Source organism: Streptomyces sp. SudanB52_2052, from assembly GCF_964272415.1.
Classification (GTDB): domain Bacteria; phylum Actinomycetota; class Actinomycetes; order Streptomycetales; family Streptomycetaceae; genus Streptomyces; species Streptomyces olindensis.
Genome location: NZ_OZ186796.1, coordinates 2,608,223 through 2,624,350 on the forward strand (window position 1 = coordinate 2,608,223; position 16,128 = coordinate 2,624,350).

14 protein-coding genes are annotated in these 16,128 nt (G+C 72.0%); 4 read left to right on the forward strand and 10 right to left on the reverse strand.

Features of this window, described 5'->3' with window-relative positions; all coding sequences use genetic code 11:
• Positions 1-57: 57 nt before the first annotated feature.
• From ACSUPV_RS11265 to proS, 4 genes are all read right to left on the reverse strand, one after another.
• A complete protein-coding gene (locus ACSUPV_RS11265; RefSeq protein WP_003973401.1) occupies positions 58-297 on the reverse strand; it encodes an RNA-binding protein in 240 nt (79 codons plus the stop codon).
• Positions 298-299: 2 nt separating this feature from the next.
• Positions 300-719, reverse strand: coding sequence for a 30S ribosomal protein S16 (gene rpsP / locus ACSUPV_RS11270; RefSeq protein ID WP_031120925.1), 420 nt, complete (start codon positions 717-719; stop codon positions 300-302).
• 286 nt (positions 720-1,005) lie between these two features.
• Entirely contained in the window at positions 1,006-1,614 is a 609-nt protein-coding gene (locus ACSUPV_RS11275) for a hypothetical protein (RefSeq protein ID WP_114255550.1), read from the reverse strand.
• A 270-nt stretch (positions 1,615-1,884) separates the two neighbouring features.
• The gene (gene proS, locus ACSUPV_RS11280; RefSeq protein WP_436947413.1) at positions 1,885-3,300 is read right to left on the reverse strand and encodes a proline--tRNA ligase; all 1,416 of its coding nucleotides are present in this window, start codon (positions 3,298-3,300) and stop codon (positions 1,885-1,887) included.
• A gap of 199 nt (positions 3,301-3,499) precedes the next feature.
• Between proS and ACSUPV_RS11285 the strand changes: the two genes are divergently transcribed.
• A complete protein-coding gene (locus tag ACSUPV_RS11285) occupies positions 3,500-4,354 on the forward strand; it encodes a methyltransferase domain-containing protein (RefSeq protein WP_037763890.1) in 855 nt (284 codons plus the stop codon).
• Positions 4,355-4,452: 98 nt separating this feature from the next.
• On the opposite strand, the gene ffh is transcribed toward ACSUPV_RS11285, so the two are convergent.
• From ffh to nsdA, 5 genes are all read right to left on the reverse strand, one after another.
• Positions 4,453-6,003 (reverse strand): signal recognition particle protein, encoded by a 1,551-nt coding sequence (ffh, locus tag ACSUPV_RS11290; RefSeq protein ID WP_031120929.1) that lies wholly within the window; start codon positions 6,001-6,003, stop codon positions 4,453-4,455.
• Between the two features lie 83 nt (positions 6,004-6,086).
• Complete coding sequence (locus ACSUPV_RS11295) at positions 6,087-8,534, reverse strand: [protein-PII] uridylyltransferase (RefSeq protein ID WP_037763892.1); 2,448 nt, start codon at positions 8,532-8,534, stop codon at positions 6,087-6,089.
• Between the two features lie 28 nt (positions 8,535-8,562).
• The gene (locus tag ACSUPV_RS11300) at positions 8,563-8,901 is read right to left on the reverse strand and encodes a P-II family nitrogen regulator (RefSeq protein ID WP_003993253.1); all 339 of its coding nucleotides are present in this window, start codon (positions 8,899-8,901) and stop codon (positions 8,563-8,565) included.
• On the reverse strand, positions 8,898-10,241 hold the full coding sequence (locus tag ACSUPV_RS11305; RefSeq protein ID WP_037763893.1) for an ammonium transporter: 1,344 nt from the start codon (positions 10,239-10,241) through the stop codon (positions 8,898-8,900). The genes ACSUPV_RS11300 and ACSUPV_RS11305 overlap by 4 nt, the downstream gene beginning before the upstream one ends.
• A 333-nt stretch (positions 10,242-10,574) precedes the next feature.
• Positions 10,575-12,071 carry a transcriptional repressor NsdA gene (gene nsdA, locus ACSUPV_RS11310; RefSeq protein WP_037763895.1) on the reverse strand — a complete coding sequence of 499 codons (1,497 nt, stop codon included), beginning with the start codon at positions 12,069-12,071 and terminating at the stop codon, positions 10,575-10,577.
• Between the two features lie 445 nt (positions 12,072-12,516).
• On the opposite strand from nsdA, the gene ACSUPV_RS11315 reads away from it, so the two are divergent.
• Complete coding sequence (locus ACSUPV_RS11315) at positions 12,517-13,182, forward strand: bifunctional DNA primase/polymerase (protein WP_031120936.1); 666 nt, start codon at positions 12,517-12,519, stop codon at positions 13,180-13,182.
• 111 nt (positions 13,183-13,293) lie between these two features.
• Here the strand turns inward: ACSUPV_RS11315 and ftsY are convergent, their stop codons facing one another.
• A complete protein-coding gene (gene ftsY / locus ACSUPV_RS11320) occupies positions 13,294-14,493 on the reverse strand; it encodes a signal recognition particle-docking protein FtsY (protein WP_037763899.1) in 1,200 nt (399 codons plus the stop codon).
• A gap of 151 nt (positions 14,494-14,644) precedes the next feature.
• Here ftsY and ACSUPV_RS11325 point away from each other — a divergent pair, with 151 nt between their 5' ends.
• Positions 14,645-15,616: an LLM class flavin-dependent oxidoreductase gene (locus ACSUPV_RS11325; RefSeq protein ID WP_382614854.1), complete on the forward strand. Its 972-nt coding sequence runs from the start codon at positions 14,645-14,647 to the stop codon at positions 15,614-15,616.
• Between the two features lie 186 nt (positions 15,617-15,802).
• On the forward strand, positions 15,803-16,048 hold the full coding sequence (locus ACSUPV_RS11330) for a hypothetical protein (protein WP_382614856.1): 246 nt from the start codon (positions 15,803-15,805) through the stop codon (positions 16,046-16,048).
• Positions 16,049-16,128 lie beyond the last annotated feature (80 nt).

The window sequence follows — 16,128 nt, forward strand, 5'->3', positions numbered from 1 at the left end:
GCGGGCCGGGGACGGCCCAGTGGCCCTCCCCGGCCCGAGCCGGTTGCGCGATAAGCGTCAGCGGACGTGGTCCACGTCGACGAGGTCGACGCGGACTCCGCGACCGCCGATGGCGCCCACGACGGTGCGCAGGGCGCGTGCGGTGCGGCCGTTGCGGCCGATCACCTTGCCGAGGTCGTCCGGGTGGACCCGGACCTCGAGCACTCGCCCGCGACGCAGGTTGCGCGAGGCGACCTGCACATCGTCAGGGTTGTCGACGATGCCCTTCACGAGGTGCTCGAGAGCCTCCTCGAGCATGCTCAGGCCTCGGTCGACGCGGACTCAGCGGCGGCCTCGTCCTTCTTCTCAGCCTTCTTCTTCTGGGTGATCGCCTCACCCTTGCCCTCGTCGTCACCGCCGAGAGCCTCGAACGACGGGCGCGCGGCCTTCTCGGGCTGCGTCAGGAGCGGGGCCGGAGCGGGCTCGCCCTTGAACTTCTGCCAGTCGCCGGTCTTCTTGAGGATGGCGAGCACGGGCTCGGTCGGCTGGGCGCCGACACCGAGCCAGTACGCCACACGCTCGGCGTCGACCTCGATCACCGACGGGTTGTACGTCGGGTGGTACTTGCCGATCTCCTCGATCGCACGGCCGTCACGACGGGTACGGGAGTCGGCGACGACGATGCGGTAGTGAGGCGAACGGATCTTGCCCAGACGCTTCAGCTTGATCTTGACTGCCACGGGAGTGGGTTCTCCTGGATTTGACGTGGTTGGGCACGGCGAGAAGGCCGCGTGGGGTTGCGGTACCCGAGTGCCCGATGGACGCGTCAGCCGGAGGAGAGAGGGGTCCTGTGCGGCTGTCGAGTACAGCTAGCCATTGTGCCACACCCTGCGGGTCGCTCCGGCCGGGGGTGCGCCGCGTGCGGGCAGGCCGGAGCGGCACCCGGCGTGGAGGTGAGGTACGTCGGGTGCCGCACCGCCCCGGCGTCCGTCTCGACCGGCAGCCACGAGATGCCGGTGGGGGACGTCAGCCGGCGACCGCTCCCGCCCCCACGACCTCCGGGATCCGGAACGGCTTGCCGCAACCGCCGCAGACGATCGGGGCCTGGGCGAGGACCGACGGCACCACGCGGACGTTGCGGCCGCAGTCGCAGACCGCCTTGACGCGGACGCCGCCGCCGGAGGAGCCGTGCCGGGCGGCCGGGCCCCGGAAGGTGCGGGAGGTGTCGGAGGAGGTGGCCGCGGTGTGGGCCTTCAGGGCGCGCTGGAGGCGCTCCATCGTCGGGCGGTAGCGGCGCTTCGCCTCGGGGGTGAGCGTGACCAGGGAGAAGCCGCTGCTCGGGTGCGGTTCCTCGGGGTGGTCCAGGCCCAGCTCCTCTGCGATCGCGAGGAATCTGCGGTTGTGGTAGCGGCCGGCACGGGAGGTGTCGCGGACGCCGCGCGCGGCGGCGATGCCATGGACTGCCTCATGGAGCAGTCGCTCGAAGGAGAGCTCGTGACCGCACGCGGACGACGACTCCCCGATCAGGGACTCTGGCGCGGCAAGGTCGGGCAGCTCGGGGTGGTACCGCTGAATGTCGGCCCACGCCTGTGCCAGCTCTGCGGCGAGAACAGGTGGTGTCTGTGTCGTGCTCACGTAATGACAACGAGCCGGGGTGCCCCAGTGTTCCGATTCCGGGCCATCCCAAATAATTTGCACGTACCCGTCAGTTGCCTCTGATGCGTCCCGACGAGGGCGCCTGCGCTGATCTGGGGAGAAGCCTCACAGCTCACCACAAGGTGGTGCGTAGCCCCGCGTACGCCCCGGCGCGTAGACGATGTCCGCGCGCCGGGGACGCGGGGGCCCGCCGGTGCGCAAGAGGCGTTTCGGCCGCCTTGCGCCCCACCGGTGGCCGCGTGCCGCGACTCAGTAGGCGCGTGCGACGACGGCGACGTTACCGGGTGCGTCGTCGGCGTCCGGCACCGACCCGTCCTCGGCGACCAGACACCGTACGGTCACCGCGTGGTCGGCCAGCTTGGCCTCGCCCTCCTCGCCGAGCACCGACCAGGGGATGCGCGCCCAGCCACCGGCCGTCGCGGCCTCGACGGCCTCGTCGATCGTGGAGACCTCCGCGGTCCGGGACCGGCGGCGCTCGCGCGCCTGCTCCAGCAGCAGCGCCTGGTCCTCTTCCAGGACCCTGGGGAGCAACTCGACCAGGTCGTCCAGGGACACCGGCTCCTTGCCCCCGGGGATGCGGCGCGCGAGCATCGCCGTGCCGTTCTCCAGGTCGCGCGGCCCGACCTCGACGCGCACGGGGACGCCCTTGAGCTCCCAGTCGACGGCGCGGCGACCGAACGGGGTGTCGGTGCGGTCGTCGACGTGGACGCGCACGCCGGCCACCTTCAGCCGGTCGCCGAGCTCGCGGACCTTGGCCAGAACCGCCTCATCGCCCTTGATCGCGAGCACCACGGCCTGGATCTGCGCCAGCCGGGGCGGGACGCGCAGGCCGTGGTCGTCGCCGTGCATCATCACCAGGGCGCCGATCATGCGGGTGGTGGAGCCCCAGGAGGTCTGCCAGACCAGTTCCTGCCGCCCCTCCCTGGACAGGTACCGGGTGTCGAAGGCCTTGGCGAAGTTCTGGCCCAGTTCGTGGCTCGTGGCCATCTGGAGGGCCTTGCCGTCGCCCATCATGCCTTCGAGGGTGAGGGTGTTGACGGCGCCCGCGAACCGTTCCTTGACGGTCTTGCGGCCGGGGACGACATCCATGGCGAGGACGTTCACCATGAAGTCCTCGTAGACCCGCCGGTGGATATGCGCGGCGAAATCGCGCGCCTCCTCGTACGTGGCGTGCGCGGTGTGGCCCTCCTGCCAGAGGAACTCGGTCGTGCGCAGGAAGAGGCGGGGCCGGAGTTCCCAGCGCACGACGTTCGCCCACTGGTTGATGAGCAGGGGCAGGTCGCGGTAGCTCTGCACCCACTTGGAGAAGTAGTCGTTGATGATCATCTCCGAGGTGGGCCGGACCACGGCGGCCTCCTCGAGTTCCTTGCCGCCGCCGTGCGTGACCACGGCCAGCTCGGGCGCGAAGCCCTCGACGTGGTCCGCCTCCTTGGTCAGGTACGACTGCGGGATCAGCAGGGGGAAGTACGCGTTCTGGGTGCCCGTCTCCTTGATGCGGGCGTCCATCTCGGCCTGCATCCGCTCCCAGAGCCCGTACCCGTACGGTCGGATGACCATGGTGCCGCGCACCGGACCGTTGTCGGCGAGTTCCGCCTTGGTGATCAAATCCTGGTACCAGCGCGGGAAATCGTCCGCCCGGGGAGTGAGAACAGGTGCTTTGGCCATGGCGCGATGGTACGGGCCCAGGTTGCCGGAATGTGAAATCTCGCCATAGGCACATGACAACTCACAAGCCGGGGCCCATTCCACTGGACGACAGGTCGAGGGGGGAGTTTCCTGGCATACGGGGGTAGTGCGAGCGCACTGTCACGGGGGCCATGGAATCGGGCAAGAGGCAACTCTCGGCGGATTGGGGCGCTTACTTATGACACCTACGCTCGTGCGGCAGCACCTGCCTCACGCGGGGGCCGCACCCCGCGTGGACCTGCGTGCACGCGCGCGTGACTGGTCCGAGATCCAGGAGCGGATGCTCGTACCGCTCTACGAGGCCGTCTACGAGCGACTGGACGTGGGTCCCGCCACGCGGCTGCTCGGCCTGGGCTGCGGTTCCGGGCTCGCCCTGCTGATGGCCGCCGCCCGGGGAGCGGCGGTCACCGGTGTCGACGCTTCCCCCGAAAGAATGGCTCTCGCACGGGAGCGGCTGCTGCCCGAGGCGGGGAGCACGCGCGGGCGTGCGGGCACCCGGCTGGTCGAGGGCTCGCCCCGGGACACGCGGGAGCCGGGCGCTCCCGCGTACAGCCTCCTGACCGCCTTCGAGCCGATCGGGTGCCTCGCGGGCGACGCGGAGGGGCTGGGCGGGCTGCTCGCGGAGGCGACGCCGCTCGCCGAGCGGGGTGCGGCCGTGGTGCTGGCGGGCTGGGGCCCGCCCGAGCGCTGCGCCACGACGTCCGTGCTGCGGGTGGCCACGAAGCTGGCGGAGCCGCTGCGCGCCTCGGGCAGCTGGCGTCCCGCCCTGCGCGACGACCTGGAGGAGGTCGCCCAGCGGGCCGGGCTGAAGCCGGACGGCTCGGGGCGGGTGGCGTGCCCGTTCGGGTACGCGGACGTGGACAGCGCGGTGCGCGGGCTGAAGTCGACGGGGCTGTTCGACGCGGCGATGACGGCGACGGACCAGGTGCAGGTGGACAAGGAGCTGACCGAGGCGCTCCATCCGCACCAGCGGCGGGACGGGACGGTGTGGATGCCGAACGTGTTCCGGTATCTGATCGCCCGGACGCCGTGACGCCCGGAGCCTGACGGAACGGCCGCGAGGGCACCCCTTGGGGCAAGGGGCGCCCTCGGTGTCGTGCGGAGCGGGCCGGTGGCGTGCGGCGGGGACCGTCAGCCCATGAACTTCTTGAACTCGTCGGGGAGTTCGAAGTCCTTGCCGCCCTGCTGCGGCAGCCCGAAGGCGCCTCCGGCCTCGGCGGCGGCCGCGCGGCGGGCGGCGGCCTCCTGCTCCTGCTGCTTGCGCTTCATCGGGTTGCCGGAGCGCTGCTTGCCCTTGGCCTGCTTCTGCTTCTTCTTCGTCCGGCCGGGACCGCCGCCCATGCCCGGCATCCCGGGCATCCCCGGCATGCCGCCGCCCTGGGCCATGCGGGACATCATCTTGCGGGCCTCGAAGAACCGCTCGACCAGGTTCTTCACCGCGCTGACCTCGACACCGGAACCCCGCGCGATACGGGCGCGGCGGGAGCCGTTGATGATCGTCGGGTCCTGGCGCTCGCCCGGGGTCATCGACTTGATGATGGCCGCCGTGCGGTCGACGTCCCGCTCGTCGAGGTTGTTGATCTGGTCCTTGATCTGGCCCATGCCCGGGAGCATGCCGAGCAGCTTGGAGATGGAGCCCATCTTCCTGACCTGCTCCATCTGGGCCAGGAAGTCGTCGAGGGTGAAGTCCTGGCCCTTCTTGGAGGCCAGCTTCTCGGCCATCTTCTGGGCTTCGGCCTGGTCGAAGGTCTTCTCCGCCTGCTCGATCAGGGTGAGCAGGTCACCCATGTCGAGGATGCGGGAGGCCATCCGGTCCGGGTGGAAGGCGTCGAAGTCCTCGAGCTTCTCCCCGTTCGACGCGAACATGATCGGCTTGCCGGTGATCTGCCGGATCGACAGGGCGGCACCACCGCGGGCGTCGCCGTCGAGCTTGGAGAGCACCACGCCGTCGAAGCCGACGCCGTCGCGGAAGGCCTCGGCGGTGTTGACGGCGTCCTGACCGATCATCGCGTCGACGACGAACAGGATCTCGTCCGGGGAGACCGCGTCGCGGATGTCCGCGGCCTGCTGCATCATCTCCTGGTCGATGCCGAGGCGGCCGGCGGTGTCGACGATGACGATGTCGTGGACCTTGGACTTCGCGTGCTCGATGGAGTCCTTGGCGACCTTGACGGGGTCGCCGACGCCGTTGCCCGGCTCCGGCGCGTAGACGCCGACGCCGGCGCGCTCGGCGACGACGCTGAGCTGGTTGACGGCGTTGGGGCGCTGGAGGTCACAGGCGACCAGCAGCGGGGAGTGGCCCTGCTCCTTCAGCCAGCGGCCGAGCTTGCCCGCGAGGGTGGTCTTACCGGCACCCTGCAGACCCGCCAGCATGATCACGGTGGGCGGCTGCTTGGCGAAGCGGAGGCGCCGGGTCTCGCCGCCGAGGATGGTGACCAGTTCCTCGTTGACGATCTTGAGGACCTGCTGGGCCGGGTTCAGCGCCTTGGAGACCTCGGCGCCGAGGGCGCGCTCCTTGACGTTCTTGATGAACGTCCGGACGACCGGAAGCGCCACGTCCGCCTCGAGGAGCGCGATGCGGATCTCGCGCGCCGTGGCGTCGATGTCCGCCTCGGAGAGCCGTCCCTTGCCGCGCAGGTTCTTGAAGGTCGCTGAGAGGCGATCGGAAAGAGTATCGAACACGGCGCTCGCGGTCCTCGGGGTCGGAGACAGACTGGGGAATCGCCCTCCAGGGTATCCCGGCGTGACAAGTCGCCGGGTCGCCCTCACCCACGCAGTGTCTCCTCCAGCTTCCGCGCCACCGCCGCCGCCTCGTCGGCGGGCAGCGGCGCGCCCTCCGGGCCGGTCACGTAGAAGGCGTCGACGGCGTTGGCGCCGAGGGTCGAGACGTGCGCGCTGCGCACCCGCACGCTCGCGTCCTCCAGGGCGCGGCCGATGCGGAACAGCAGGCCGGGGGCGTCCTGGGAGCGGACTTCGATGACCGTGGCCAGCCGGGAGGCGGCCGGGTGGACCGACACCCTCGGCGGCGGCGCGACGACGCCCCGGCGGCGCGGATAGGCCGCGTCCCGTTCGGCGAGGCGGCCGGCGATGTCCAGGGAGCCGTCCAGGGCCCGCACGAGGTCGGCGCGGAGGCGGGCGGCCTGCGGCAGGGAGCCGTACTCGGCGGCGACCCGCCAGTCCAGCAGCAGGACGGAGCCGTCGACGCCGTCCGGGAGGGTCAGGGAGCGCAGCTCGGCGGTCCGCACGGTCAGCCGGTGCATGGCGAGGACCCCGGCCACCGCGGGCAGCACGCCCGGCTGGTCGGGCACGGCGATGAGCAGTTCCACTCCGAGCGGCTCGGGGTCGCCGGACGGTTCCTGCCCGGCGGGCGGCTCGGTCTGGGCCCGCAGGGCGAGGACCGGGCCGCCGGTCGCGACGGCCTCGATGGCGAGCCGCTCCTGCTCGGCGGTCGGAGCGGCGTCCTCGGGGTCGTCCGGGGCGTCCCCGGCGAGCACCGCCGAGACCCGCTTGACGAGGTCCGCCACGAGCGAACCCCGCCAGGACGACCAGGCGGCCGGGCCGGTGGCCAGGGCGTCGGCCTCGGTGAGCGCGTGCAGCAGTTCCAGGGTGCCCGGCGAGCCGACGGCCTCGGCGACCGAGCGCACGGTGGCCGGGTCCTCCAGGTCCCGGCGGGTGGCCGTCTCGATCAGCAGCAGGTGATGGCGTACGAGGGTGGCGATGACGGTCACGTCGTGGCGGTCGAAGCCGATGCGGGCGGCGACGTCCTTGGCGATGATCTCGCCGGCCACCGAGTGGTCGCCGGGCCAGCCCTTGCCGATGTCGTGCAGCAGAGCGGCGACCAGCAGCAGGTCGGGCCGGCTGACCCGGCGCGTGAACTCGGAGGCACGCACGGCGGTCTCGATGAGGTGCCGGTCGACGGTCCACAGGTGCACGGCGTTGCGCTGCGGCCGGCAGCGGACCCGCTCCCAGTCGGGCAGCAGCCGGGTGATCAGCCCCTCGGCCTCCAGCGCCTCCCAGACCTCGACGGTCGGGCGGCCGGAGCCGAGCAGGGTGACGAGCTGTTCCCGGGCCTCGGCGGGCCAGGGCGTGGGGATCGGGCGCACGGTGGCCGCCATCCGCCGTACGGCGTGCAGGGAGAGCGGGAGTCCGGCCTGCGCGGCGGCCGCGGCGGCGCGCAGCGGCAGGACGGGATCGCGCTCGGGGCGGGCGGCACGGGCGAGCACGACCTCGCCGTCCTGCTCGACCACGCCCTCCGCCAGGGGCGACCGCTCGGGGGCCGGTTTCCCGCCGCCCAGCATGGCGCGCAGCCGGGGCCGCACGGCGCGCGACCGCAGCACGCGCCCCACCTCGCGCCAGGTGACGTCACTGGCGTACGAGACGACCCGGGCCGCCTCGTAGACCTGCCGCAGCAGCGTGTCCGCGTCGAGCAGGCCGAGTTCGGCGGCGACCTGGTCCTGCTCTTGGAGGGCGAGCCGGTCGGTGGCCCGCCCGGTGGCCAGGTGCAGGGCGTCCCGGACGTCGAGGAGGCGGCGCCGGGCGTCGGCGAGACCCTCGCGCGGGGCGTCGGCGAGCCAGGAGGCGGCGACGGCGCGCAGGGCGGTGGCGTCCCGCAGCCCGCCGCGGGCCTCCTTGAGGTCGGGCTCCAGCAGGTACTGCAGCTCGCCCTGCCGCTCGGCGCGTTCGGCGCACAGTTCCTGGAGTTCGGGCAGGCGCTTGGGCGCCTGGTTGCGCCAGTCGGCGAGGACGGCCGTGCGCAGTCCCGCCGTCAGACCGAGGTCGCCGGCGATGTGCCGGGCGTCCAGCAGGCCGAGCTGCACCTTGAGGTCCTCGCCGGCCGTCTTGCGGGCCTCGGCGGGCGTGCGGACGGAGTGGTCGAGGTCCAGTCCCAGGTCCCACACCGGGTACCAGAGCCGGTCGGCGAGGGCGGCGACCGCCTTGGTGTCGCTGCCGTCGTGCAGCAGGAGCAGGTCGAGGTCGCTGCGGGGGGACAGTTCGCCGCGGCCGTAGCCGCCGACGGCGACCAGGGAGGCCCCGCGCAGCCCCTCGGCGCCCGCGGTGAACAGGCCGGAGAGCCAGTCGTCGGTCAGTTCGGCCAGGGCCGCACGGCGCGGCGGCCCGGACCGCGCCTCCTCGGTGAGGAGACGCAGCCGGGCCGCCGCGTAGCCGCTGGGTCCCGAGTCCTCTGCTTCCTTCTGCACGTCCGTACCCGTCACCCAGCGACTCCTGTTCTGTTTGCCTGCCTCAGAGCGCGTCGGGGCCGCGCTCGCCGGTCCGGACCCGTACGGCCGTGTCGACCGGGATGGACCAGACCTTGCCGTCACCGATCTTGCCGGTGCGGGCCGCCTTGACCACGACGTCGATCAGCTGCTCCGCGTCGTCGTCCTCGACCAGGACCTCGATGCGGATCTTGGGGACCAGGTCGACGGTGTACTCGGCACCGCGGTAGACCTCGGTGTGGCCCCGCTGACGACCGTAGCCGCTGGCCTCGGTGACCGTCAGGCCGTGCACTCCGAAGGCCTGCAGGGCCTCCTTGATCTCGTCGAGCCGGTGCGGCTTGACGACGGCGGTGATGAGCTTCATGCGTCCACCTTCTTGCTCTCGGCGCCGGCCGCTGCGGCCGCCACGGCTGCGGTCTTGGCGGCACCGCCACCGGCGCCGCTGAAGTCGTATGCGGTCTCGGCGTGCTCGGCCTGGTCGATGCCGGCGACCTCGTCGTCCTCGGTGACCCGCATGCCGATGGTCTTGTCGAGGATGAAGGCGAGGATCGCGGAGACGATCAGGGAGTAGGCGAGCACCGCGAAGACACCGGCGCACTGCTTCCAGAACTGGGTCAGGCCGCCGCCGTAGAAGAGGCCCTCGACCTCGGACTGGCCCTTGCCGCTGGCGAAGAAGCCGATGAGCAGGGAGCCGACGACACCTCCGACCAGGTGGACGCCGACGACGTCGAGCGAGTCGTCGTAGCCGAACTTGTACTTCAGGCCGACGGCCATGGCGCACAGCACACCGGCGATGACGCCGACGGCGATCGCGCCGAGCGGGGTGACCGCGCCACCGGCCGGGGTGATGGCAACCAGACCGGCGACCGCGCCGGAGGCGGCGCCCAGCGTGGTGAACGCGCCGTGGCGGATCTTCTCGTAGGCGAGCCAGGCCAGCATGGCGGCGGCGGTGGCGATCTGCGTGTTGACGAACATCAGCGCGCCGACGCCGTCGTCGTTGCCGAGCCAGGAGCCGGCGTTGAAGCCGAACCAGCCGAACCACAGCAGACCGGCGCCGAGCATGACCAGCGGGAGGCTGTGCGGGCGCATCGGGTCCTTCTTGAAGCCGACGCGCTTGCCGATGACCAGGATCACGCCGAGCGCGGCGGCACCGGCGTTGATGTGGACCGCCGTACCACCGGCGAAGTCGATCACACCGAGCTCGAAGGCCCAGCCGCCGGCGCCCCAGACCCAGTGCGCGACCGGGAAGTAGACGACCGTGGCCCACAGGGCGATGAACAGGGCCCAGGCGCTGAACTTCACGCGGTCCGCGAGGGCACCGCTGATCAGGGCGGGCGTGATGATCGCGAACATCAGCTGGAACACCAGGAACACGAACACCGGGATGGTGTAGCCGTCCCACAGCTCGGTCAGGCCGATGTTGCCGAGGCCGACCCAGTCGGAGTTCCAGCCGATGAGGCTGCCGGAGTCGGTGCCGAACGCCATCGAGAAGCCGTACAGCACCCACAGGATGGTGACGATCCCGAGGCTGATGAAACTCATCATCAGCATGTTCAGGGTGCTCTTGACGCGGACCATGCCTCCGTAGAAGAAGGCCAGGCCCGGGGTCATGAGCATCACCAGGGCGGAACAGATGAGCATGAACCCTGTGTTGGCGGCAGACAGCTTGGGTGCTTCTGCGGCAAGGGTGATGGCTGGTGCCATCGGCGTCTCCTCGTCGTTGGTACGGCCCCGTGCGGGCGAAGCCTCGAGCGGAATGAGGGGTGGGCCGGTTATGCGCCACGAGATTGGCGCAGCGCGGTTTCGGTGGAAGCCCCTCGTTGTTTCACGGCCGTGACGAAGGCGCCTGCTGTGTTACGCGTCGATGAACTGCCGGATTGCGGGCGCGCCGATCGTTATCGTGGCGCAACCTTCCGTCCGGGCGGCCCTGGACACACGGGCCGGCCGCGGTCGGCCTTCCGATGACCTGGCATGGGGGAGCCGAGTCGGGCAGTTCGGGAGGGCCGGCCGCGGCCGGGGTTCGGGGGCCGGGTGGTCTCAGACCGCCTCGGCGGTCTCGGGCAGCTCGGCGGCGAGCCGCTCGGTGAGGTCGACGACCTCGCCGAGGTCGCCGAAGTCGCGTGCGGCGGTGTCGACCGTCTTTCGGATACGGGTGTTGACGCGCTCGGAACGCACCTTCTTGGCCACCTGCATGGCCTGGGCCGCGTAGACCGTGCTCTGCTCGGGCTCGCGCTGGAGGAGGTGCACGGTGGCCATGCCGATCAGGTTCAGCGCATACGACCGCTGGTGCTCGTCGTCCTCGGCGAACTGCTCCACGGCCCGCTTCATCAAGGGCTCGGCCAGCGAGGCGTAGGTGGGGCTGCGGCCGGCCACGTAGGCCAGGTCGCGGTACGAGTGGGAGTTCTCGCCGTAGAGCTCGGCTTCGGAGAAGAAGCGGATCCAGTCGGGGTCCGGCTCGTCCCACTCGTCGGCCTCGGCGAAGGTGTCCTCGGCCATCCGGACCGCCCGCTTGCACTTCCCGGGCTGCCCCATGTTGGCGTAGGCGCGGGCCTCCATCGCATACAGCATCGACTGGGTGCGCGGGCTCGCGCAGTCCCGGCTGCCGTACTGCGCGAGGTGGATCAGCTCCAGCGCGTCGTCGGGCCGGCCGAGGTGGATCATCTGGCGGCTCATGCTGGACAGGACGTAGGAGCCCAGCGGCCGGTCACCGGCCTCCTTGGCCGCGTGCAGCGCGAGGACGAAGTACTTCTGCGCGGTCGGCTGCAGCCCGATGTCGTACGACATCCAGCCCGCCAGCTCGGCGAGCTCGGCGGCGACCTTGAACAGGCGCCGGGTGGTGGCCTCGGGCTGGGGTTCCTGGAGCAGGTCGGTCACCTCGTGCAGCTGGCCGACGACCGCCTTGCGGCGCAGGCCGCCGCCGCACTGGGCGTCCCACTGCCGGAACATCACCGTCGTGGACTCCAGCAGGTCCAGCTCCGGCTTGGAGAGCCGGCCGCGGGCGCGCCCCGCACCGACCGCGGGGTCGGGCTCGGACCGCGGCGCCGGGGGCGAGGGGACGAGCCAGCGCTGCATCGGCTCGATGAGGGCCGGGCCCGCAGACAGGACCAGCGAGCTCCCGAGGAAGCCGCGCCGCGCCAGCATCAGGTCGCTGCGCGAGAACTCGCTGAGCAGAGCCACGGTCTGCGGGCCCGTCCAGGGCAGGTCGACACCGGTCGCGGAGGGTGACTGACGCGCCGTGCGCAGCCCCAGGTCCTCGACGGAGACGACGACGCCGAAGCGCTCCGAGAACAGCTCGGAGAGGATCCTGGGGATCGGCTCGCGCGGGTTCTCGCCGTCGAGCCAGCGGCGCACGCGCGAGGTGTCGGTGGAGATGTGGTTGGCGCCCAACTGCCGCGCCCTGCGGTTGACCTGGCGGGCGAGCTCGCCCTTGGACCAGCCGCTGCGCACGAACCAGGAGGTGAGCAGCTCGTTCGGGCGCTTGTCAGTGTGCGTCGCGTGTGCAGCGTTCGTCCCGCTTCCGCCGTTGCCGCTCACTGGAACGCCCCCATCCCTGAGACCACTTGTCGCCGAGTGCGCCAAGCCCTATCAGCATGCCGGTTCGTACGGCCGTCCGTCCGGCCCTTGTCACCCTTCGAACGGAAAGACGACTTGCCTCCGGCATACCCACGAGCGCATGTGCCCCCAGGCCTCGTGCACACAAAGTAATCCTACGATCACCCGTCCAGCCATGGCTCACACGTAAACGCCACCATTCGCCACCCCATCGAATGAACTCACGTACGCCTGCGCGCGATTCACTTGACACAGGACACCCAGGAGCGGGCGCAGCGATGCACTCGGGGGCGCGCGTCGTCAGGCACACCACCCTGGACACTTCCGGGCGCCGAGTGAACCGGCCTCCGCCGGGAAGGCGGAAACGGAGAGTCACGCGTCGCGTCCGCTGCGTAACCGTGGGTGCGTCGGACCCGTTGGAGGGGGTATGGGCTTCACGATCGGCATCAGCCGGGGCATGCGCGACATCCGGACCGGCTCCCGCCGCCGCGGCCGCACGTCGGACGGCACCGCCGTGGCCGAGTACACCGGGCTGTGGGGCTGGGACGTGGTGCCGGGTGCCCGGGCGTCGGCGGGCGCCTGCTCCTGCGGCCGCCGTGACTGCCCGGCGCCCGGCGCGCATCCGCTCGGCTTCGCACCGGTGATCCCGGCCGGGGCGACGCTGGACGAGGTGACCGAGGCCTGGAGCGAGTACCCCGGCGCCTCGGTGATGCTGCCGGTCGGCCGGGCGTTCGACGTCATCGAGGTGGCCGAACCCGCCGGCTGCCGCGCCCTGGCCCGGCTGGAGCGCATGGGCCTGCCCGTCGGCCCGGTCGCGGCGACCCCGGACGGCCGCGCCCACTTCTTCGTCGCCCCCGGTGCCGCCGCCGACCTGCCCGGGCTCCTCTACCGCATGGGCTGGGACGACCCGGACGCCCTCGACCTGCGCGGCCTCGGCCCCGGCACGCACATCACGGCACCGCCCTCGGACCGCGGCGGCCTCGGCCCGGTCCGCTGGCTGCGCTCCCCCGCCCTGGACTCCGCGTCCCGCCCGCCGGAGGCCCGCCTGGTGCTGGGCACGCTGGCGTATGTGGCGCACCGGTCACGGGCGTAGGCACGGCAAGGACACAGAGCGAAGCGCCCGTCCCCGACTGCACCTCGGGGGCGGGCGCTTCTCGCGCGCGGATGCGGTTCTTCGGAGGTCCTGCCTCGGCGGGTGCCGGGCTCACTCCCCGATCAGGGCGTCAACGAACGCCTCCGGCTCGAACGGCGCGAGGTCGTCCGCGCCCTCGCCGAGCCCGACCAGCTTGACCGGGACGCCCAGCTCCCGCTGGACCGCGACCACGATGCCACCCTTGGCGGTGCCGTCGAGCTTGGTGAGGACGATGCCGGTGATGTCGACGACCTCGGCGAAGACCCGGGCCTGGACCAGGCCGTTCTGGCCGGTGGTGGCGTCGAGCACGAGCAGCACCTCGTCGACCGGGGCCTGCTTCTCCACGACCCGCTTGACCTTGCCGAGCTCGTCCATGAGGCCGGTCTTGGTGTGCAGCCGGCCGGCGGTGTCGATGAGCACGACGTTCGCGCCCATCTCCTTGCCCTCCTTGACCGCGTCGAAGGCCACGGAGGCCGGGTCGCCGCCCTCCGGTCCGCGCACGGTGTAGGCGCCGACGCGCTCGCCCCAGGTCTGGAGCTGGTCGGCGGCGGCGGCCCGGAAGGTGTCGGCGGCGCCGAGCACCACGCTCTGGCCGTCGGCGACCAGGACGCGGGCGAGCTTGCCGGTCGTGGTGGTCTTGCCGGTGCCGTTGACGCCGACGACCATCACGATGCCGGGCTTGCGGTCCTCGGGCTCGGTCTTGACCGCGCGGTCCATGTCGCGGCCGACCAGCGTGACGAGCTCCTCGCGGAGCAGGGTGCGCAGTTCCTCGGGGGTGCGCGTGCCGAGCACCTTCACGCGCTCGCGCAGCCGCTCGACCAGCTCCTGGGTGGGCTGCACGCCGACGTCGGCGGTGAGCAGCGTGTCCTCGATCTCCTCCCAGGTGTCCTCGTCGAGGTGCTCGCGGGACAGCAGGGTGAGCAGGCCCTTGCCGAGGGCGTTCTGCGAGCGGGAGAGCCGGGCCCGCAGCCGGACCAGGCGGCCCGCGGTGGGCTCCGGGATCTCGATCTCGGGAGCTTCGGCGGGGGGCTCCTCGACGACGACCGGAGCCGAGCCGTCCGGAAGATCCACCTCCTCTATCGTGCGCCGCGGTTCCTCCCGCGGCGTCTCGGCCTCGTCGCCGACGTGCGGCTCGGCCGGTGGGGCGGTGATGTCGGGCGCCGCGGGCGGGGGCGGCGGCAGCTGCTTCTTGCGCCGGCTGCCGACGATGAGCCCGCCGAGCGCGCCGAGCACGACCACGGCGATGACTACAGCAAGGATGACGATGTCCATAACGCGTCCAGTATCAGTCATGGGGCCCCGGGTCACCCTGCGCGCACCGCCCCGAAGGACCGAGGCCCGCCGGATCTCCACACCCCTGGATGTCTGACGCCCCGTCAGCTAACGTCCCCCGGACACCCGCCCGGTGAAGGGAGACGCCGCCATGCCCGTCACGGTCGCACGCTTCAACCTCGTCGCCCCCGGGGCCTCCCCCGCCGAGCTCGGCGCCCGGTACCGGGCGGCCCTGGAGATGGCCGCGTACGCCGACGACCGGGGCGTGACCACCGTGCAGACGGAGGAGCACCACGGGGCCGACAACAACTGGCTGCCGTCGCCGTTCGCCTTCGCGGGAGCCGTCTTCGGCGCGACCCGGCGTGTCGTGGTCACCGTCTCGGCGATCATCGGCCCGCTGCACGACCCGCTGCGGCTGGCCGAGGAGATCGCCGTGCTGGACCTGCTCAGCAAGGGCAGGCTGGTGACGGTCGCCGGGATCGGGTACCGGCCGGAGGAGTACGAGCAGTTCGGCGTGGACTTCACCCGGCGCGGGAAGCTCCAGGACGAACTGCTGGAGACACTGCTGAAGGCCTGGACGGGTGAGCCGTTCTCCTACCGGGGCCGCACGGTCCGGATCACCCCGCGCCCGTTCACCGACCCGCACCCGCCGCTCCTGGTCGGCGGCTCCTCCAGGGCCGCCGCCCGCCGGGCCGCCCGGCTCGGCCTGCCCTTCTTCCCCAGCGCGCACCTGCCGGAGCTGGAGGCGTACTACAAGGAGCGGCTCGTCGAGTACGGCACCGAGGGCTGGGTCATGATGCCCGCGGCCGAGACACCCCTGCTGCACGTCGCCGAGGACCCGGACCGGGCCTGGGCGGAGTACGGCCGGCACTTCCTGCACGAGGCGCGGACGTACGCCGCCTGGCAGTCGGGCGGGGTGCGCTCGGCGGTGAAGTCGGCCGCGACGACCGTCGAGGAGCTGCGCGGGGAGGGCGTGTACCGGATCCTCTCGCCGGAGCAGTGCGCGGGGCTGGGGCTGGACTCCTACGTCCTGCATCCGCTGGCGGGCGGGATGCCGGTGGAGGAGGGGTGGCGGAGTCTCCAGCTGTTCTGCGAGCGGGTGCTGCCGGTCCTGGAGGGCTGAGGCCGGCGCATGACCGGTGGTCCGTCGCGCCCGGCCGGTGCTCCACTGGGGCCATGAGCTTGTCGGTCGACGTGTTTCTGCGCGAGCCGGACGGACGGCTGCGGATCCTCGACGTCCCCGAGGGGCGCGACGACTCGGCCGGGTTCGAGTCCTGGCGGACCGTGGTGTGGGGGTCGGAGGCGGTCCGTGCGGCTGGTTGCCCGCTTCCTCCCGGTGCTGGCCTGCGACGACCTGGAGGTCGAGGTCGACGACGTCGCGGCGTTCCTGCGCGAGGTGGCCCTGCTGCGCGACCGGCTCGACGCGATCACCGAGGCCACCCGGGGCCCGCGGGATTTCGAGGAGCACCGGCGCGGGCTCGTGAGACGGCTGCGGAACCTGGAGGTGGCCGCCCTGCACGCCCGGATGATCGAGGGCGGCGTCATCGTGTGGTGAGACGACGGACCGCCGCCCCGGCTCGGGCAGTGGCCGAACCGGGGCGGCGGCGGGTTACGGGGAGAGGGGCAGCGGGGACT

Coding starts and splice junctions, on each gene's coding strand:
- ACSUPV_RS11265 (WP_003973401.1), bottom strand. CDS start 297: ATGCTCGAGGAGGCTCTCGAGCACCTCGTGAAGGGCATCGTCGACAAC.
- proS (WP_436947413.1), bottom strand. CDS start 3,300: ATGGCCAAAGCACCTGTTCTCACTCCCCGGGCGGACGATTTCCCGCGC.
- ACSUPV_RS11285 (WP_037763890.1), top strand. CDS start 3,500: ATGACACCTACGCTCGTGCGGCAGCACCTGCCTCACGCGGGGGCCGCA.
- ACSUPV_RS11300 (WP_003993253.1), bottom strand. CDS start 8,901: ATGAAGCTCATCACCGCCGTCGTCAAGCCGCACCGGCTCGACGAGATC.
- ACSUPV_RS11305 (WP_037763893.1), bottom strand. CDS start 10,241: ATGGCACCAGCCATCACCCTTGCCGCAGAAGCACCCAAGCTGTCTGCC.
- ACSUPV_RS11315 (WP_031120936.1), top strand. CDS start 12,517: ATGGGCTTCACGATCGGCATCAGCCGGGGCATGCGCGACATCCGGACC.
- ftsY (WP_037763899.1), bottom strand. CDS start 14,493: ATGGACATCGTCATCCTTGCTGTAGTCATCGCCGTGGTCGTGCTCGGC.
- ACSUPV_RS11325 (WP_382614854.1), top strand. CDS start 14,645: ATGCCCGTCACGGTCGCACGCTTCAACCTCGTCGCCCCCGGGGCCTCC.